Source organism: Roseobacter fucihabitans, assembly GCF_014337925.2.
Classification (GTDB): domain Bacteria; phylum Pseudomonadota; class Alphaproteobacteria; order Rhodobacterales; family Rhodobacteraceae; genus Roseobacter; species Roseobacter fucihabitans.
The window spans coordinates 2,372,209-2,389,538 of the sequence record NZ_CP143423.1 but is presented as its reverse complement, the minus strand read 5'-3'; the positions used below and the strand labels follow the sequence as shown (position 1 = coordinate 2,389,538).

18 protein-coding genes and 1 other RNA gene are annotated in these 17,330 nt (G+C 58.8%); 9 read left to right on the top strand and 10 right to left on the bottom strand.

The genetic code is table 11. The features are described 5' to 3' along the window. Positions 1 to 78: 78 nt before the first annotated feature. Complete coding sequence (locus tag ROLI_RS11685) at positions 79 to 393, bottom strand: DUF1476 domain-containing protein (RefSeq protein ID WP_187430101.1); 315 nt, start codon at positions 391 to 393, stop codon at positions 79 to 81. Positions 394 to 547: 154 nt separating this feature from the next. Between ROLI_RS11685 and purC the strand changes: the two genes are divergently transcribed. The 6 genes from purC to ROLI_RS11655 all read left to right on the top strand — a co-directional run bounded on the left by purC (position 548) and on the right by ROLI_RS11655 (position 8,562). Then, positions 548 to 1,309, top strand: coding sequence for a phosphoribosylaminoimidazolesuccinocarboxamide synthase (gene purC, locus ROLI_RS11680; protein WP_187430100.1), 762 nt, complete (start codon positions 548 to 550; stop codon positions 1,307 to 1,309). Between the two features lie 41 nt (positions 1,310 to 1,350). After that, positions 1,351 to 1,581, top strand: a complete 231-nt coding sequence (purS, locus tag ROLI_RS11675) for a phosphoribosylformylglycinamidine synthase subunit PurS (protein ID WP_187430099.1) — start codon at positions 1,351 to 1,353, stop codon at positions 1,579 to 1,581. Then, positions 1,581 to 2,249, top strand: a complete 669-nt coding sequence (gene purQ, locus ROLI_RS11670) for a phosphoribosylformylglycinamidine synthase subunit PurQ (protein WP_187430098.1) — start codon at positions 1,581 to 1,583, stop codon at positions 2,247 to 2,249. Before purS ends, purQ begins: the two co-directional genes overlap by 1 nt. Positions 2,250 to 2,286: 37 nt before the next feature. After that, positions 2,287 to 4,047: an ATP-binding protein gene (locus ROLI_RS11665; RefSeq protein WP_338469157.1), complete on the top strand. Its 1,761-nt coding sequence runs from the start codon at positions 2,287 to 2,289 to the stop codon at positions 4,045 to 4,047. Between the two features lie 3 nt (positions 4,048 to 4,050). Next, positions 4,051 to 5,385, top strand: a complete 1,335-nt coding sequence (locus ROLI_RS11660; RefSeq protein WP_187430096.1) for a sigma-54 dependent transcriptional regulator — start codon at positions 4,051 to 4,053, stop codon at positions 5,383 to 5,385. A 477-nt stretch (positions 5,386 to 5,862) separates the two neighbouring features. After that, the gene (locus ROLI_RS11655; protein ID WP_187430095.1) at positions 5,863 to 8,562 is read left to right on the top strand and encodes a ribonuclease E/G; all 2,700 of its coding nucleotides are present in this window, start codon (positions 5,863 to 5,865) and stop codon (positions 8,560 to 8,562) included. Positions 8,563 to 8,619: 57 nt separating this feature from the next. On the opposite strand, the gene ROLI_RS11650 is transcribed toward ROLI_RS11655, so the two are convergent. Continuing rightward, positions 8,620 to 8,850, bottom strand: a complete 231-nt coding sequence (locus ROLI_RS11650) for a sulfurtransferase TusA family protein (protein WP_187430094.1) — start codon at positions 8,848 to 8,850, stop codon at positions 8,620 to 8,622. Positions 8,851 to 8,942: 92 nt separating this feature from the next. Here ROLI_RS11650 and ROLI_RS11645 point away from each other — a divergent pair, with 92 nt between their 5' ends. Beyond that, positions 8,943 to 9,695: a cytochrome c biogenesis CcdA family protein gene (locus tag ROLI_RS11645; protein WP_187430093.1), complete on the top strand. Its 753-nt coding sequence runs from the start codon at positions 8,943 to 8,945 to the stop codon at positions 9,693 to 9,695. A 470-nt stretch (positions 9,696 to 10,165) separates the two neighbouring features. Beyond that, positions 10,166 to 11,056, top strand: coding sequence for a fructose bisphosphate aldolase (locus ROLI_RS11640; protein ID WP_187430092.1), 891 nt, complete (start codon positions 10,166 to 10,168; stop codon positions 11,054 to 11,056). On the opposite strand, the gene ROLI_RS11635 is transcribed toward ROLI_RS11640, so the two are convergent. Genes ROLI_RS11635 through fumC form a run of 3 tightly spaced genes read right to left on the bottom strand, consistent with a single transcriptional unit; the run spans position 11,048 to position 12,842 of the window. Continuing rightward, positions 11,048 to 11,281 carry a ribbon-helix-helix domain-containing protein gene (locus ROLI_RS11635; protein ID WP_187430091.1) on the bottom strand — a complete coding sequence of 78 codons (234 nt, stop codon included), beginning with the start codon at positions 11,279 to 11,281 and terminating at the stop codon, positions 11,048 to 11,050. The two genes, ROLI_RS11640 and ROLI_RS11635, sit on opposite strands and share 9 nt — an antisense overlap. After that, entirely contained in the window at positions 11,278 to 11,454 is a 177-nt protein-coding gene (locus ROLI_RS11630) for a DUF4169 family protein (protein WP_187430090.1), read from the bottom strand. The genes ROLI_RS11635 and ROLI_RS11630 overlap by 4 nt, the downstream gene beginning before the upstream one ends. Further along, complete coding sequence (fumC, locus tag ROLI_RS11625; protein ID WP_187430089.1) at positions 11,451 to 12,842, bottom strand: class II fumarate hydratase; 1,392 nt, start codon at positions 12,840 to 12,842, stop codon at positions 11,451 to 11,453. Before fumC ends, ROLI_RS11630 begins: the two co-directional genes overlap by 4 nt. A gap of 220 nt (positions 12,843 to 13,062) precedes the next feature. On the opposite strand from fumC, the gene ROLI_RS11620 reads away from it, so the two are divergent. Beyond that, complete coding sequence (locus tag ROLI_RS11620) at positions 13,063 to 13,617, top strand: hypothetical protein (RefSeq protein WP_187430088.1); 555 nt, start codon at positions 13,063 to 13,065, stop codon at positions 13,615 to 13,617. A 30-nt stretch (positions 13,618 to 13,647) separates the two neighbouring features. Here ROLI_RS11620 and ROLI_RS11615 read toward each other — a convergent pair whose 3' ends face one another. The 5 genes from ROLI_RS11615 to ROLI_RS11595 all read right to left on the bottom strand — a co-directional run bounded on the left by ROLI_RS11615 (position 13,648) and on the right by ROLI_RS11595 (position 17,309). Beyond that, on the bottom strand, positions 13,648 to 14,154 hold the full coding sequence (locus ROLI_RS11615; RefSeq protein ID WP_187430087.1) for an SspB family protein: 507 nt from the start codon (positions 14,152 to 14,154) through the stop codon (positions 13,648 to 13,650). A 91-nt stretch (positions 14,155 to 14,245) separates the two neighbouring features. After that, positions 14,246 to 15,493 (bottom strand): chromate efflux transporter, encoded by a 1,248-nt coding sequence (chrA, locus tag ROLI_RS11610; RefSeq protein ID WP_187430086.1) that lies wholly within the window; start codon positions 15,491 to 15,493, stop codon positions 14,246 to 14,248. Next, positions 15,490 to 16,296, bottom strand: coding sequence for a chromate resistance protein ChrB domain-containing protein (locus ROLI_RS11605; protein ID WP_187430085.1), 807 nt, complete (start codon positions 16,294 to 16,296; stop codon positions 15,490 to 15,492). Before ROLI_RS11605 ends, chrA begins: the two co-directional genes overlap by 4 nt. Before the next feature lie 145 nt (positions 16,297 to 16,441). Further along, positions 16,442 to 16,790, bottom strand: a transfer-messenger RNA (tmRNA) gene (gene ssrA, locus ROLI_RS11600). Between the two features lie 168 nt (positions 16,791 to 16,958). Beyond that, positions 16,959 to 17,309: a DUF4345 family protein gene (locus ROLI_RS11595; protein WP_187430084.1), complete on the bottom strand. Its 351-nt coding sequence runs from the start codon at positions 17,307 to 17,309 to the stop codon at positions 16,959 to 16,961. Positions 17,310 to 17,330 lie beyond the last annotated feature (21 nt).

Genomic DNA, 17,330 nt, shown 5'->3' with positions numbered 1-17,330 from the left:
TTATGAGTTTGCTAACAGATCTCCGATTTCAGCGGCCCATACGAAGGCGCAGGGCCGCTGAAATCGCGGTTATCACATTTAGGTTTCTGTCATCAGCTGGGCTTTGGCTTGGACCATCAATTCGACCATCTTCGCACGGATCGTGGCTTCATCGGCTTTGGCGCCCAGATCGCCGGACACCTTGCGATAGACGTCCTCGTCGCCCGCCTCTTCAAAATCTGACTTCACGACTTCCTTGGCATATTCTGCCGCATCATCGCCGGATTTCCCGAGCAAGTCGGCCGCCCAAAGCCCGAGCAATTTATTGCGCCGGGCTTCGGCACGGAATTGCATGTCCGCATCATGGGCATATTTGTTCTCAAATGCATTTTCGCGGTCATCGAATGTACTCATGCGCCTGTCTCCTGATCAGCATGTTGGCCTCTCCTTGGATATGCGGCCTGGCGAGGCGTTTCGCAAGACCCCTGCGCTTGCAGCGACACAGAGCTTGCACTAAGAGAGGCTCATGGTGTCGCAACCCCTGTGGCATGTTCGCGAAAGGACGCCCATGGCCCGGCGCAAGAAAATCTACGAAGGCAAAGCGAAAATCCTCTATGAGGGCCCCGAGCCTGGCACCATTGTGCAATATTTCAAGGATGACGCCACCGCCTTTAATGCCGAGAAAAAGGCCGTGATTGAGGGCAAGGGCGTGTTGAACAACCGGCTGTCGGAATTTTTCATGACCGGTTTGGGCCAGATCGGCGTGCCGAACCATTTTATCAAGCGCCTGAACATGCGCGAACAGCTGGTGCGCCAGGTCGAGATCATCCCGCTTGAGATTATCGTGCGCAATTATGCCGCCGGAACCATGTCAAAGCGTCTGGGCATCGAGGAAGGCACGCAATTGCCGCGCCCGATCGTGGAGTATTGTTACAAGGATGATGCGCTTGGCGATCCGCTGGTGACCGAAGAGCATATCGCCGCCTTTGGATGGGCCAGCCAGCAGGACATGGAAGATATCCTGAGTCTCGCGCTGCGGGTCAATGATTTCCTGTCCGGCGTGATGATGGCCGTCGGCATCCGTCTGGTCGATTTCAAGATCGAAGTGGGCCGCGTTTATGACGGTGATTTCCAGCGCCTGATCCTGGCCGATGAAATCAGTCCGGACAGCTGCCGCCTGTGGGATATCGAGACCGGCCAGAAGCTCGACAAGGACGTGTTCCGCCGCGATCTGGGTGACCTCAAGGACGCCTACACCGAGGTGGCGCGCCGTCTGGGCGTCATGCCCAAGAACGCGACCCCGGTGAGCAAACCGACCTTGATCAATTAAACCCATCTTTAGGCACGACAAAAACAGGAGTTAAGATCACCATGAAGGCGCGGGTGCATGTGATGCTGAAGAACGGTGTGTTGGATCCGCAGGGCGAGGCCGTGCGCCACGCTCTGGGCGCTTTGGGCTTTGAGGGCGTCAAGGGCGTGCGTCAGGGTAAGGTCATTGAATTGGACCTCCAAGAGGGTGCCAGCGAGGCGGATGTCGCCGCCATGTGCGATAAGCTTTTGGCCAATACGGTGATCGAATCCTACACGGTGGAGATCCTCTGATGCACGCAGCGGTCGTTGTCTTTCCCGGATCCAACTGTGACCGCGACCTTGCCGTGGCCTTTGAGGCGGCAGGGGCCAAGGTCAGCCTTGTGTGGCACAAGGACAGCAATCTGCCAGACGGTGTGGACATCATTGGCATACCGGGTGGGTTCTCCTTTGGGGATTATCTGCGCTGCGGCGCGATTGCTGCGAATTCGCCGATCTGCCGGTCGGTGGCGGACCACGCAGAGCGGGGTGGCTATGTTCTGGGCGTGTGCAATGGCTTTCAGGTCCTGACCGAAACGGGGCTGTTGCCCGGTGCCTTGCTGCGTAACGCGGGGTTGAAGTACATCTGTCAAACCGTTGGTTTAAAAACGGAAACCTCCAATTCCATCTATACACAAGGCTACAATGCGGGTGACGTGATCAACATCCCCATCGCCCATCATGATGGCAATTATTTCGCGGATGAAGATACCATTGCGCGGCTCAAGGGCGAGGATCGCATTGCCTTTACCTATACCGACAATCCCAATGGCGCGCGCGCCGATATCGCGGGCATCCTGTCGCAAAACCGTCGCGTTTTGGGCATGATGCCGCACCCGGAACGGGCGGCGGATGTGGGCCATGGCGGCACCGATGGGCAGGCGCTCTTCCGCGCATTGGCCGACGGGCTCGTGACGGCGTGACTTGAGCCGGACGGGCGCTTTAGCGTAGCCTAGTGGCATGAACAACGCGGTGAACCCGGAAAATCAGACCCAGGCGATCAACTGGCGGGTGCGCATCGCCCTTGGCGTCCTGTTGGCCTTTGCCATCGTCACGGTGTCTGTCACCAACAAACTGCTGACTGATCGTTTTACGGAAAGCACGCGCAACCGCGCCGAATTGCGTCTGGCGCTCTATAGCGGGAACTTATTATCCGAATTGCGCCAGAACGCGATTGTCCCGCAGCTTTTGGCGCGCGATGCGGAGCTGATCGGCGCGCTGAACTCTGCGGATTACACGGCCTCGACACGGCGGTTGATTTCCTTTGTGGATGAAATCGGGGCGGCCTCGCTCATGCTGCTGGACATCGACGGGCGCACGGTGGCGGCCACGGATCGCACGCGTCTGGGCTCCCCCCATCGCGGCGCGCCTTATTTCGTGGATGCGATCCGATCCAATGCGACCATCTTCACCGTGGCGGAGACCGAATCGAACGGCTACCGCTTTGTCTATTCGCGCCGCGTGCAATCGGGATCGGATGTGCTGGGCGTGATCGCGGTCGAGGTGGATTTGCAGAAATTCGGCCGGGCCTGGGCGGGGATTTCGGATGCGGTCATTGTGACTGATAGCACGGGCAACATTATTCTGACAACGGAACCGCGCTGGCGCGGGCGCACTGAGGAAGAAGCGCTGGCGCGCCAGACCCCCAAAAACGCGATTCAGCGCGCCATTCAGGCCACCGCGGATTGGACCGCCCTGCCGCCGGATGCCTATTTGCAGGGCGAGGCGGTGATGCGCCTGGAGACGCGTATCCCGTTTCGCGGATGGCGGATGGCATCGTTCACAACCTATGCGTCGGTGCGCGAGCGGGTGAACGGGGTGCTGGCGCTTGAGATTATGGGATTCGCAATTCTGCTGGCCCTGAGCTTTTACGCACTGAGCCGTCGCAACGCGTTGCGCATGGCGCTTTTTCAGCGGGAATCAGCCGAATTGCGGGCTTTGAATGTTGCGCTCCAGCGGGAAATTGCCGAGCGCAAAAGGGTGCAGGAGACGCTCGCCGTGGCCGAGCAAACCCTTGAGCAATCCAGTAAACTGGCGGCCTTGGGCGAGATGTCGGCTGCCGTTAGCCACGAGTTGAACCAACCGCTTGCGGCGATGAAAACATACCTTGCCGGGGCGCGGCTTTTGGTGCGGCGTAACCGTCATGAGGAGGCGCTCTCCTCCTTTGGCCGTATTGATGATCTGATCGAGCGGATGGGTGGGATTACGCGGCAATTGAAATCCTACGCCCGCAAGGGGCAGGAGGCGTTTTCCCCTGTAGATATGGGCGATGCGCTGGCCTCGGCCCTCTCGATGATGGAGCCGCAATTACGCCAGCGACATGTGCAGATCGTCCGTGTGGTCCCGGATACACCCGTGCAGGTCATGGGGGATCGTTTGCGCATCGAGCAGGTGATGGTGAACCTGTTGCGCAATGCGCTTGATGCCACCAAATCAGAGCGTCATCCCAGCGTCGAAATCATGCTCTTCGCCGGGGAGACGGCCACCTTGACGGTGCGCGACAACGGCCCCGGCATCGAGGACCTCGATCAGCTGTTTGAACCCTTTTATACCACCAAACAGCCCGGTGATGGCGTTGGGCTGGGGCTTGCGATCTCTTCGGGGATCGTTAACGACCTTGGGGGAAGGCTCACTGCGCGCAACGGACAGGCAGGGGGCGCGGTATTTGAAATGCAGCTGCCCATATTGGACGGCGACCAAGAAACACAAGCGGCGGAGTAACCCATGGCACAAGCAATGAAAATCGCGATCGTGGATGACGAACAGGACATGCGGCAATCCATCAGCCAGTGGCTGGCCCTATCGGGCTATGACACGGAGACCTTTGGCAGCGCGGAAGATGCGCTCAAGGTCTTGGGTCCTGAATACCCCGGCATCGTCATTTCCGACATCAAGATGCCCGGCATGGACGGGATGCAGTTTCTTAAGAAGCTGATGGGCAACGACTCGGCGCTGCCCGTCATCATGATCACCGGGCATGGCGATGTGCCCATGGCGGTCGAGGCGATGCGGGTGGGCGCGTTTGATTTTCTGGAAAAACCGTTCAACCCGGATCGGATGAGCGAATTGGCCAAGAAAGCCACCGGCGCGCGGCGTCTGGTGATGGACAACCGTGCGCTGCGCCGCGAGCTGTCAGATGGCGGTCAGCTGATGAAGAAGCTCATCGGCCAAAGCCCGGTGATGGAGCGCCTGCGCGAGGATATCCTCGATCTGGGGCAGGCGGATGGCCATGTGTTGATCGACGGCGAAACCGGGACGGGTAAAACGCTGGTGGCGCATGCGCTGCATGCGGTGGGCTCGCGTGCGGGCAAGAAATTCGTGCTGATCAGCTGCGGTGCCTATGAGGAAGAGGCGCTGAGCAAGCGTCTGTTCGGCCCGATGCAGCCCGATGACACGCAGCTGCCTGCGATTGAGGAGGCGCGTGGGGGTACGCTTGTGCTCGAAGACATCGAGGCGCTGAGCGAGACTCTGCAAGCGCGGCTCTTGAGCGTGATTAATGAGCAGGGCGCGCCGGCGGAAACCCGTATCGTTGCGATCTCGAATTTGCAGGAGGCCGGGCGCACCTCCGAGGACGCGCTGCGGGCGGATCTGTTTTACCGATTGGCGGCTCTGCGCATCATCGTGCCACCGCTGCGCCAGCGCGGCGAGGATATCCTAACGCTCTTCACGCGCCTGTCCGAGCAGTTTTCCGATGAATATGGCTGTGACGCGCCGCAGGTCTCGGCACAGGAAGCGGCGCAATTGTTGCAGGCTCCCTGGCCCGGCAATGTGCGCCAGTTGATCAATGTCGCCGAACGCGCGGTGCTGCAATCGCGGCGCGGCTCAGGCACGATCGCCTCGCTGCTGATGAATGATCACGAGGATATGCAGCCCGTCATGACCACCGAAGGCAAACCGCTCAAGGAATATGTCGAAGCGTTCGAGCGCATGCTGATCGACAATACGATGCGGCGCCACCGCGGTTCGATTGCCAGCGTCATGGACGAATTATGCCTGCCACGGCGCACGTTAAACGAGAAAATGGCAAAATACGGGTTGCAACGCTCCGATTACCTCTGAGCGGGACGGCGCCGGTATAGTTACGGAAAAACCGCGTGAAACCGGGGGGATAGGGAGGTTTTCTGTCCCCCTTTGCACATTCCCCATTGTGTTTCGGGGCGCTGTCGCATTAATTAGGGGGAAGGAGACGCGTTACGTGATGATGCACACCCTCCTTATGAGATTCGCTGTGTTGGGCGCGGTGTGGACTTATCACATCTCCAACGCAGGCCGATTGGGCCGGAAACGGCCAACGAACCGCTGATGTGGCACAAGGCGAAGCGCCCCAAAACACTCAGTTCAAAATGGATGCGAGGCCGCTGATGCGCGCTCGTGTCGGAGAAGAAACGCGATGACGCGCGCCGATGCATTGAGCAGATACACCATGGCCCCACCGGGCCGGGTCAGCCGTGCGTCTCAGATCGCCCTGACAAGACATATTCCGCATCTCACTGATCCTCCTGGATCGGTGCGAGCGCGGCTATGCAAATTGGATTTATGGCTAAGAAAATGCTTATCGATGCCACCCACGCGGAGGAAACCCGCGTCGTGGTGGTGGATGGAAACAAGGTTGAAGAGTTCGATTTTGAATCCGAAAACAAACGCCAGCTCGCTGGCAATATTTACCTCGCAAAAGTAACACGGGTCGAGCCGTCGCTTCAGGCGGCTTTCGTGGATTATGGCGGCAATCGCCATGGCTTCCTGGCGTTCTCGGAAATCCATCCGGATTATTATCAGATTCCAGTGGCAGACCGTCAGGCGCTGATGGAAGAAGAGCGCGCCTATGCCGAAGCGCAGAAGGCCAAGGAAGACGAGGAAGAAAAACCAAAGCGCCGCACGCGCAGCCGCAGCCGTGCCAAGCCAAAGGCTGCCGAGGCGGCCAATGATGATGCGACCGCATCGCGTGATGTGGACGCCGATCAGATCGGCGGGATGGAGACCATTGATCTCGACGATGAGGAAGGCTCTTCGCCAATGGAGCGCGTGGCCGAGACGCCGGTGGAGGAGCCCGATGGGGACCCAACTGATGCGGGCGCAGATGTCGAGGCGCATGAGGATGATGATGACACCCCGGCGCGCAAAACCGATGCTGCCGCCAAGGATGACACCATCGAATCCGTGGCCGATGATGATGACCATGAAGACATTCGTCCCGTGCGCAAACCACGCCCGCGGCGCTACAAGATTCAGGAAGTCATCAAGGTCCGTCAAATCCTGCTGGTGCAGGTCGTCAAGGAAGAGCGCGGCAACAAAGGCGCGGCTCTGACCACGTATCTGTCTTTGGCGGGTCGTTATTGCGTGCTGATGCCGAACACGGCGCGCGGCGGTGGGATTTCGCGCAAGATCACCAATGCGGTGGATCGCAAGAAGCTCAAGGAAATCGCCAATGAGATCGAAGTGCCCCAGGGTGCCGGGCTCATCGTGCGTACCGCCGGGGCCAAACGCACCAAGGCCGAAATCAAGCGTGACTATGAATATCTGCAACGGCTGTGGGAGCAAATCCGCGATCTGACGCTGAAATCTGTGGCACCCGCGAAGATTTATGAAGAAGGCGATCTGATCAAACGCTCGATCCGCGACCTTTATAATCGTGATATCGACGAGGTGTTTGTGGAGGGCGAGCGCGGTTACCGCATCGCCAAGGACTTCATGAAGATGATCATGCCATCCCACGCGAAAAACGTGAAGCTTTACACTGAAAACCTGCCGCTTTTCGCGCGTTTTCAGGTCGAAAGCTATCTGGCGGGGATGTTCAATCCGACGGTTCAATTGCCCTCGGGTGGCTATATCGTGATCGGCGTGACGGAAGCGCTGGTGGCGATTGATGTGAACTCTGGACGCGCGACCAAGGAAGGCTCGATTGAGCAGACCGCGACCAAGACCAACCTGGAGGCTGCCGCAGAGGTGGCGCGCCAATTGCGTCTGCGGGATCTGGCCGGGCTGATCGTGATCGACTTCATCGACATGGACGAGCGCAAGAATAACGCCGCCGTCGAGAAGATGATGAAGGATAAGCTCAAGACCGACCGTGCGCGCATTCAGGTCGGTCGGATTTCCGGTTTCGGTCTGATGGAAATGTCGCGTCAGCGTCTCCGCCCCGGTATGATTGAGGCAACGACGCAGCCTTGTCAGGCCTGTCATGGCACCGGTCTGATCCGCTCAGACGACAATCTTGCGCTATCCATCCTGCGCCAGATCGAAGAGGAAGGCACCCGCAAGAGGTCACGCGAAGTGCTGGTCACAGCGCCCGTCGGGATTGCCAATTTCCTGATGAACCAGAAACGCGAACACATCGCCCATATCGAAGCACGCTATGGGTTGTCGGTGCGGATCGAAGGGGATCCGACGCTGGTCAGCCCGGATTTCAGCCTTGAGAAGTTCAAGACGGCGACGCGTGTTGTGCCGGTGGTCTCTGCGCATGTGGTGTCTGTCGATACCTCGCTGATGGATCAGGTAGATGCGGATGACGACGCCGACGTCGTTGTCGAGGATGAAGCCCCTGCACCGCAGGCACCGGAAGCGGAGTCCGCGCGCCAGAACGGTGAAGACGGTGATGGAGACGCCAAACCCAAGCGCCGTCGCCGTCGTCGGCGTCGTAGTCGCAACAAATCCAATGGTGCTGAGAGTGAGCAGTCCCACGAGGCCTCTGGCGAGACATCTGAAAGCGCACCCGCGCAGGAAGAGACGTCCAAGCCCGCCGAGAACGGCGCAGCGCCGGAAGCTGAACCAGCCTCCAAGGTCGAAGAGCCCGTTGCGGTGGCACCGGAGGGTGAGGCCGAAAAGCCGAAACCTCGGCGGCGGTCGCGCACCAGCAAGGCAAAGGCCGAAGCCGTGAGTGAAGCCGCGGCCTCAGAAGGAGCGGCCAGCGAAGCGCCAGCCCCGACAGAGGGTGAGCCGGAGGAGGCACCCAAGCCCAAGCGCAAACGTGCCAGCCGCGCCAAGAAGCCGAAGGTTGAGGAGGTCGGGGCCGCCGACGCGTCAGCGGACACCGCACCCGCACAAGCGACACCAGAGGTCGCGCCTGAGGAGGCCCCCGCAGAGGTTAAGGCCGCTGCTGCCGCGCCCGAGCCGGTCGCTGTGGCACCCGCCGCGCCTGTGCAGGCCGAGCCAGAGACGGTTGCAGCTGCGCCCGAACCCACCGCAGAGCCCAAGCCTGCCAAGCCAAAGCGCAAGGGCTGGTGGTCCTTGGGGGGCTAACCGCGAAACACCCGATATCACAGCGAAAGGCGTGCCACATCGGCGCGCCTTTTTGCGTCAGGCCTTGCGGATCACATAGACCTGCACGGCACCGTCCTGGCGCGAGGACACAAGCGTGTGACCTGCTTCGGCACAAAAATGCGGCACATCCACGACGGCGGCGGGATCATCGGCCTGAACGGTCAGAACATCGCCCGCAGCAAGCGCCTGCAAACGTTTGCGCGCCTTCAGAACGGGCAGGGGGCATAGCAGCCCGGTGGCATCAAGTGTGTTAAGATCATCGCTCATACTCCTCAGATAGGCGCGATGTTTCAATCTGTCCACAATGATGTGACTGCGCGCCGCGTGACGTCTGAATGCTTATCGGCTAGGGGTTGGGAATGTTTGGAATCGAGATCATCGACGCAGGCCTCGTCCCTGCCATGGTTGTGGCGCTGCTTGCTGGCGTCATCAGCTTCCTGAGCCCCTGCGTGCTGCCCATCGTGCCGCCCTATCTGGCCTATATGAGCGGCGTATCGCTCAACGAAATGTCGGGGGAGACTGCCGCGCGCCGTCGCGCTGTAATCGCCGCTCTGTTCTTTGTGCTGGGTCTGAGCACTGTCTTCCTGATCCTGGGCTTCACCGCCTCGGTCTTTGGGGCGTTTTTCCTGCAAAATCAGGTGATATTCGCGCAGGCCTCCGGTCTTGTGGTCATCATATTCGGCCTGCATTTTCTGGGGCTGTTCCGCATCCCGTTCCTCGATCAGGAGGCCCGCCTTGATGCGGGCGACAAGGGGGGGTCCAGCTTTGGCGCTTATATCCTGGGTCTCGCCTTCGCCTTTGGCTGGACGCCCTGCATCGGTCCGCAATTGGGTGCGATCCTGTCGCTGGCCGCCTCTGAGGCCTCAGTGAGCCGGGGAACGTTGCTGCTTGGCATCTACGCGGCGGGCCTGGGCATCCCGTTTCTATTGGCCGCGATGTTTATTACCCGCGCCGTCGGCGTCATGAACCGCCTCAAACGCCACATGAAAATGATCGAACGTGTAATGGGCGGTCTGCTTGTGGTCGTAGGGCTGGCCCTCGTGACGGGTGCTTTCACGACTTTCTCGTGGTGGTTGCTGGAGCGTTTCCCGGCTTTGGCAACGCTGGGCTGATCCGGGGAGATTGGCTCTCCAACCCCGGTGATCTTTTCGGGCGCGTGCAAGGCTGGTTCATGCGCGCCCTTTCTGCTGCGAAACTCACGACACTCATTTACATCTTTGGCCGTTCCAGCTGGTCTCGCAACCGCACCAGTGGCTTTGCGATAGACACGGTTTGAGGTGAGGTCCGTGTTTGTGATGCTCATCTGGGGCGTACTCTCGTGGTTCAAACCCGTGGAGTATCGCTTTTATGCGCAATAACTGCTGCATGATTTCGCCTGTAACACGTCGAAACGCGAGCCTATATCCTGCGTGAAGTGAGGGTCAAATTGAGCAATTACCCACCATCCGCGCCTGTTGCGTATCTGACGGTGCGGGCGCGGGGCGGTATTTGGTTGCGTATTGTCTGGCGCTAACATGTACCATCCTGCGCGCGACTGTTCTATGCAGAGGCGCAGGGGCGGAATCAAAAGGAAAAACCGATCATGTCAGACACCAACGCGATGCGAGATCAAATGAAATCCGGTGCCGGGTTTATCGCCGCCCTTGATCAATCGGGGGGCTCGACCCCCAAGGCGTTGAGCCTTTATGGCGTTGAACCCGAAGATTATTCTGGTGACGTGGAGATGTTCAGGGCGATGCACGACATGCGTGCGCGGATCATTTTGGCCGATGATTTCACCAGCCAGAAAATCATCGGGGCGATCCTGTTTGAACGTACGATGCATGATACGATTAATGATAAACCCGTTGCGGAATTGCTCTGGAGCAATCGGGGCGTCGTGCCCTTCCTAAAGATCGACAAGGGCCTGGAAGAGGAAGCCAATGGTGTTCAGCTTCTCAAGCCGATGCCTGGCCTGGAGGACGTTCTGAAGGTGGCCAAATCCAAGGGGATTTTTGGCACGAAGGAACGGTCGGTCATCAATGAAGCCAATGCCACCGGGATCGCTGATATCGTCGCGCAACAATTTGAGGTCGCGCGGACCGTGCTTGCCGCCGGGTTGGTGCCGATTCTGGAACCTGAGGTGAACATCCATTCCGCCAGCAAAGCCGAGGCGGAGAAAATCCTTGAGGCCGAAATTACAAAACATCTCAATTCTTTGGGGGGCGATGTTGATGTGATGCTTAAATTGACGCTACCGGATCAACCGGGACTTTATGACGGTCTAGCTGCGCATCCTCGGGTCTTGCGTGTTGTTGCGCTATCGGGGGGCTATTCGACAGATGTGGCCTCGGCGAAGCTTGCCGAAAACAAACACATGATTGCAAGTTTCAGCCGCGCTTTGACCGAAGGGTTGAACGTCAAAATGAGCGATTCAGAGTTCAACGCGGCCCTGGGCGGCAACATCGATAAAATCTATCGCGCCTCAGTCTGAGCGGGTTAAGCGGGCCTGCAAATCGCGCAGCACATAAAGACGGATCGCGGAGGCCAGCCCCATGGTGGTTCCGCGATCCACGTCAATGTCCTCGATCAACGCATTGATCGGCATTGACTTTTTCTGCGCCAGATCGCGCAAGGCCTGCCAGAATTCATCTTCCAGAGAGATAGAGGTCCGATGACCCTTGAGGGTCACCGAATGCTTCACGGGCCGCGCGTTCATGTCTCGCGCTTGTGAGCGTCCAGATTGCGCGCGATCTTCTCGGCCTTCGCCTTCAGCAGCTCTTTTTGCGCCTTGCTCTGACCAAAACTGACGGCGTTTTCATCGGCCCGTGCCTTGCGCGAGGCACGGTTGCGTTCTTTCTTGACCTTATTGAGGTTGATGGGCGTGCTCATTTGGGTCCAATCATGTTTTCCGGGCGCACGACGCGCTCAAATGTTTCTGCATCGACAAAGCCAAGCGCAATGGCCTCTTCCTTGAGGGTGGTGCCGTTCTTATGCGCGGTCTTGGCGACCTTGGTCGCGTTATCATAGCCAATCTCGGGGGCCAATGCCGTCACCAACATCAGCGACTCGCGCATCAGCCGTTCAATGCGTTCGGGATCGGCCTTGAGGTCCACCACCAGATTATCGGTAAAGGCCGAGGCCGCATCGCCCAAAAGCTGCATGGATTGCAAGACGTTATAGGCCATCATTGGCTTATAGACGTTCAATTCGAAATGCCCCTGAGAGCCTGCAAAACCCACGGCAGCGTCATTGCCAAAGACATGCGCACAAACCTGCGTCAGCGCTTCGCATTGGGTTGGGTTTACCTTGCCGGGCATGATCGAGGAGCCGGGTTCGTTTTCCGGCAGGACCAATTCGCCCAATCCACACCGCGGCCCGGAGCCGAGCAGGCGGATGTCATTGGCAATCTTGAACAGCGACGCCGCGACGGTTTTAAGCGCGCCGGAGATTTCGACCATCGCGTCATGTGCCGCCAGCGCCTCGAATTTATTGGGCGCGGTGATGAAGGGCAGGCCGGTGATGTCGGCCATATTCGCGGCCACCATCACGTCCCAGCCCTTGGTTGTGTTAAGCCCGGTGCCCACGGCGGTGCCGCCCTGCGCCAGCTCATAAATACGCCCCAAGGCGTCTTTGACGCGCTGGATGCCCATGGCGACCTGATGGGTATAGCCCGAAAATTCCTGTGACAGGGTCAGGGGGGTTGCGTCCTGCGTGTGCGTGCGCCCGATCTTGATGATCCCGTCAAACTCATCGACCTTGGCTTGCAGGGCCGCGTGCAGTTTTTCCAGCCCCGGCAGCAATACATCGCGCGCCGTCATCGCCGTGGAGATATGCATCGCCGTGGGGAAAGTATCGTTGGAGGATTGCCCCATGTTGCAGTGATCATTGGGATGCACCGGGTCCTTGGTGCCGATCACGCCGCCCATGATTTCGATCGCGCGGTTGGCGATGACCTCATTGGCGTTCATGTTGGATTGCGTCCCCGAGCCGGTCTGCCAGACCACCAATGGGAAATTGTCATCGAATTTGCCGCCCACGACTTCGCCCGCCGCCTGCACGATGGCATCGCCACGCGCGCTGTCCAGCTTGCCCAATTCAACATTGGCCTGCGCGCAGGCTTTCTTGATCACGCCAAGCGCGCGCACCAGGGCGATGGGTTGTTTTTCCCAGCCTATGGGGAAGTTGATGATCGAACGTTGCGTTTGCGCGCCCCAGTATTTGTCTGCGGGAACCTCTAAGGGGCCAAAGCTGTCGGTTTCGATGCGGGTCTGAGCCATGATGTCATCCGTATTTTTTTCTACCTGCGGTGTAGCGTTGACAGTGCTGCGGCGCAACATGCACTTGGGGGTCGGGGCATCACGGGTGGTTTGCTCTGCGCTGCGGGCATGTGTTGCAGATGGGGCGTTGAAGTGAGGGGACGACGTGCTATCTTACTTGGTGCAAGAAGCTCGTCTCACCCCGCACCCCCGCGGGACTGCCGCCAGAAGGACCGCCGACATGACATCCGCACTTCGATCGTTTCGATGGCCTGTCGCGCGGTTTCTGCTGGTTTTGATGGTGGTTGCCAGCGCCGCTGCTGCGCAGGCCGACATATCCCGTTTTCTGGGGGTATATGATGGGTCCGCCACAGTGACATCCGCGGATGGCAAGACGCATGACCGTGATATGAATGTGGTGATTTCCCATACGCGTAATGGGTTTAGGGTTGATTGGACCTCTACGACCTACCGCCCGGATGGGACATCCAAGGCCAAATCCTACTCCGTTGAATTCGTCCCCTCTGATCGCGGTGACGTCTATGCCGCCGCGATGAAGCGCAACGTATTTGGCCATGATGTGCAGCTCGATCCGATGAAGGGCGAGCCCTATGTCTGGAGCCGCATCGACGGTGACACGTTGAGTGTTTATTCCCTATTCGTGGCCGAAGATGGCGGGTATGAAATCCAGCAGTTCAACCGGACCTTGGCGGTCGGCGGGCTGAATTTGGACTACAAAAGCGTGCGAAATGGTGAAATCCAGCGTACCGTCTCCACGTTCCTGAAAAAGCAGTAACAAGCGTCACAGTTCTGCAATATAGCCGCCTTAATGCTTGCGGAAGCTGTCCAGCGACACGATCTCAGCATCTTTTGCGTCGGATTTTTTCGAATCCGCATCCGTTTTGGTTGGTGTTTTCACCGCTGGCAAGGGCGCATTTGGCCGCTTTGCCAATTCCGTGCCGGGGCGCGCTTCTTCCTCGTCCTGGGTTTCAAAGCGTAAACCGAATTCGACGGAGGGGTCGACAAATGTCTTGATGGCATCATAGGGGATATAAAGCGCTTCGGGGGCATCACCAAAGTTCAGTGTGATCGCAAAGCCATCCACACCCACGTCCAGATTTTCATACCAGTGCTGCATCACAACGGTCATCTCGCCCGGGTAACGGTCCGAAAGCCAATCGGCCAGTTCCGCGTCCGGGTGGCTGGTGTCAAACGTGATGAAGAAGTGATGCGACCCGGGCAGGCCGTTGGCGGAAATATCCTCAAGCACCTTCTTGATGAGGCCACGCATGGCCTCATGCATCAGGTTTCCATAGTCAATGCTGCTGCTCATCGGCTTCCTCTGAGCTATCCCGGTTTCTTGACCCGAGCATAGCCGATTCCCGCGCGGAAGAAAGAGCTTGCATGCGCAAAAAAGCGGATGGTCACATCAAGCTCACCACCAAACCCGCCAGCGCCGCAATAATCAGCGTTTCAACCATGGCGCGTTTGAACCCCAGCAACAGCACCGCGGCCAACCCGGTCAGGGCCAGCGCCTCGGGGTTCAGGGAGGTAAGCACAGGCACCGGGGCCGCGTGCCAGGGGGCGGTTGTGATTTGCTTGAACAGCACATGCAGGGCAAACCAGATCGCAAGGTTGAGGATCACACCGACGACGCAGGCGGTAATGGCCGAGAGGGCAGAGGCGAGGCGGGGTTTTTCGGATATGGCGTCGAGATATGGCCCGGCCAGAAAGATCCACAAAAAGCAGGGGATGAAGGTCACCCAGAGCGCGACCGCCCCCGCCGCCAGAGCCATCGGGATGCCCCCCTCGGCAAAACCTGCCAGCAGGGCCACAAATTCCGTGACCAAAATGAGCGGGCCGGGGGTCGTTTCGGCCAGTCCCAGCGCATCGATCATCTGCTGGGTGGTGATCCAGCCGAAATCCTGCACGACGGTCTGCGTCATATAGGCCAAAACCGCATAGGCACCGCCGAATGTGACGACTGCGAGTTTGGAAAAGAACAACGCGATTTGCGTCAGGAAGGTCTGATCCGTCAGCCAAAGGGCCAGAACGGGCAGGACCCAAAGCGCGCCCCAGATCAGGAGGGTCGCCGGGGTGTTCGGATTTGCGCGCATCGGTGCGGGGTCGGGTGGCGCGGTGGTCTGGCGCAGGAAGGCACCGTAAAGGCCCGCCGCGGCGATGATCAGGGGAAAGGGCAGGCCAAGGGCAAACAGCGCAAGGAAGGCCGCGCCCGCCAACCCCCAGGCGTCCCGCGTGTTCAGAGCCTTGCGCGCAACCTTGAGAAGGGCTTGCAAAACGATGATGATCACCGCCGCCTTGACCCCCTCAAATGCGGCTTGCACCAAGGGGAGTTGACCATAAAGCGCATATCCCATCGCTAGCAGGAGAACGACCAAGGCGCCGGGACCCACGAAAAGCACCCCCGCGATGAGCCCGCCCAGGGTCCCGCGCAACCGCCATCCGGCATAGGTCGCCAGTTGCATCGCTTCGGGGCCGGGCAGCAACATGCACAAAGACAGCGCGCGCAGAAAACCATCCTCGCTCAGCCAGTTGCGGGTCTCTACCAGCTCGCGGTACATGAGCGCGATCTGTGCTGCCGGACCCCCGAATGACAAAAGGCCGATGCGCCCGAACACCCGGATCATCTCGCGCGTGGACGGTGCCTTCATACGGGGGCCTCCTGCCAGTCGTGGGTTTCGTTCTGACCATCGCGCGCCCAGCGATAAAGCGCATCAAAGAGCGTCATGCCCGCCTCCAGTTGCGCCAGGTCCTCCCGAAATCCGCTAGACAGCCCGACGCAGAGCGCCAGAAGACCAGCGCATTCGGGAGCGAGGGTGTGATCATTTGTATCCGCCCCGCGAATGATCCGCGCCATTTTATCCAAGGCTGGCGTGTGAAGCTCGAAACCCGCCAGCATGGCGTCAAATGTGCATAGCGGGCCGTCATGGGTCCAGCGCGCGCCGGGGATATCAAAAGCGGTTGCGTCGAATTTTTCGGCAACACTGGCCACTTCACCGGGGGGCACAAACAGGAATTCCGCTCTGGGATCGATAAAGCGCCGGATCAACCAGGGGCAGGCGATCCGGTCGATTTTTGGCCGCCACCGCGTGACCCACCGCGTGGCTGCGCCCGATCTATGCATCTGTGATGCCGGTATGCGCGGCAAATCCTGCGCGCGCCAGGCAAGGCTGCCACCCTCCAGCACCTGCGCGCGCAGACCCTTGGCGCGCAGGACCGCAGCCGCGCCATGGCTAATTTTCAACCCTTTGTGGCAGATCACAACGACATGTTTGTCCAAGAGGTCCGGCACCAGATCCTGGATCCGGTCATAGGGGTGGCGCCGGGCGGTCGGGATCAGATAGGGATCAGTGTCAAAATCCTCATCTATGCGCAGGTCAAGCACCACAGGGGCCTGTGGTGTTGCGATCAGTCGCATAAGAGAGGTCGGGTTTATCGAGGCGAATTGTGCCATGCGTGCATCCTTTTGTCGTCATAACAGGATGCGATACTTGGGCCTGAGCCTCACGGGGCGATCGCGATATCCCCTTACGGCAAAAGTCGCATGAAACGGAATGCGCCGTCAATGCCGCAGTGCGTGTATGGTAGTCAGGGGTGAAAGTGCAGGCTTCTGTTGCCAGGTGCCTGCGAACCCCGCCTTAGGTCGCTAAACGTAAGGACTTAGATTTCAGTATCTCCGACCGCTTACGCGGCCATCGCTACTGGAGCACGATTGTCATTTGCAATTGTACATGTTTCGCCGATAACGGTGGCAGACAGCCGAAACAAAGCAAACCCCTTTAGACGTTCGTCGATCCTATTTCGACCCCATGATCCCCAAATGAAGGATGTTTGGTGGAGTCGCCGGGTACCGCCCCCGGGTCCGATCCGCGTATTACGAGCGCGTTTATGTTCATAGTCCCGAAGGACAATCTAAATATAGGCGAGATGCGTGGACATCTCAAGGGGAAAGCGTCGTATTGCAGTTCCTCCAGTCTCAGAAAAATTTCAGATTTAAAGTATATAAAACAACGCATAATGGATTGATCTTAATTTATAAATTTACTGATATTATATCGTTTTCTTGTCAGTTACCGCTTTTTGTGTGTCAGCAGCCCTTATGCCCCTCGGATCACATTATAAGTTTGCTGCTAAAAACGCTGCCGCCAAGAAGGCCTCAATGCCGCCAAAGGCCAGCACTTTGACCACAGGCGGTTTATCAAAAATCAAGGAAAGCACACGACCCAAGGCCGCGCCCAAAAAGGCAAATCCAATCATCGCGTAGGCCAGGGGCGCGTCCAGCCACAGGGCGGCGATACCGGCCACCACGAACAACCCCCCCACCGAGGCGCGCATTTCGCTCAGACCCATGGTGGATGTGGTCGGCTCCAGATCAAGCGCGTTTGCCGTGTAGCGCGGTGCCAGAAGGCCAAAGAGACCAAAACCGATGGTCAACAGGGTGCAAGTCACGTTCAGGAAATCAATCATGCCTGATATATATAGATCGCG

Bases quoted from the DNA above. Each gene is read 5' to 3' on its own strand.
- ROLI_RS11685 (WP_187430101.1), bottom strand. From the start codon at position 393: ATGAGTACATTCGATGACCGCGAAAATGCATTTGAGAACAAATATGCC.
- purC (WP_187430100.1), top strand. From the start codon at position 548: ATGGCCCGGCGCAAGAAAATCTACGAAGGCAAAGCGAAAATCCTCTAT.
- purS (WP_187430099.1), top strand. From the start codon at position 1,351: ATGAAGGCGCGGGTGCATGTGATGCTGAAGAACGGTGTGTTGGATCCG.
- purQ (WP_187430098.1), top strand. From the start codon at position 1,581: ATGCACGCAGCGGTCGTTGTCTTTCCCGGATCCAACTGTGACCGCGAC.
- ROLI_RS11665 (WP_338469157.1), top strand. From the start codon at position 2,287: ATGAACAACGCGGTGAACCCGGAAAATCAGACCCAGGCGATCAACTGG.
- ROLI_RS11660 (WP_187430096.1), top strand. From the start codon at position 4,051: ATGGCACAAGCAATGAAAATCGCGATCGTGGATGACGAACAGGACATG.
- ROLI_RS11655 (WP_187430095.1), top strand. From the start codon at position 5,863: ATGGCTAAGAAAATGCTTATCGATGCCACCCACGCGGAGGAAACCCGC.
- ROLI_RS11650 (WP_187430094.1), bottom strand. From the start codon at position 8,850: ATGAGCGATGATCTTAACACACTTGATGCCACCGGGCTGCTATGCCCC.
- ROLI_RS11645 (WP_187430093.1), top strand. From the start codon at position 8,943: ATGTTTGGAATCGAGATCATCGACGCAGGCCTCGTCCCTGCCATGGTT.
- ROLI_RS11640 (WP_187430092.1), top strand. From the start codon at position 10,166: ATGTCAGACACCAACGCGATGCGAGATCAAATGAAATCCGGTGCCGGG.
- ROLI_RS11635 (WP_187430091.1), bottom strand. From the start codon at position 11,281: ATGAACGCGCGGCCCGTGAAGCATTCGGTGACCCTCAAGGGTCATCGG.
- ROLI_RS11630 (WP_187430090.1), bottom strand. From the start codon at position 11,454: ATGAGCACGCCCATCAACCTCAATAAGGTCAAGAAAGAACGCAACCGT.
- fumC (WP_187430089.1), bottom strand. From the start codon at position 12,842: ATGGCTCAGACCCGCATCGAAACCGACAGCTTTGGCCCCTTAGAGGTT.
- ROLI_RS11620 (WP_187430088.1), top strand. From the start codon at position 13,063: ATGACATCCGCACTTCGATCGTTTCGATGGCCTGTCGCGCGGTTTCTG.
- ROLI_RS11615 (WP_187430087.1), bottom strand. From the start codon at position 14,154: ATGAGCAGCAGCATTGACTATGGAAACCTGATGCATGAGGCCATGCGT.
- chrA (WP_187430086.1), bottom strand. From the start codon at position 15,493: ATGAAGGCACCGTCCACGCGCGAGATGATCCGGGTGTTCGGGCGCATC.
- ROLI_RS11605 (WP_187430085.1), bottom strand. From the start codon at position 16,296: ATGGCACAATTCGCCTCGATAAACCCGACCTCTCTTATGCGACTGATC.
- ROLI_RS11595 (WP_187430084.1), bottom strand. From the start codon at position 17,309: ATGATTGATTTCCTGAACGTGACTTGCACCCTGTTGACCATCGGTTTT.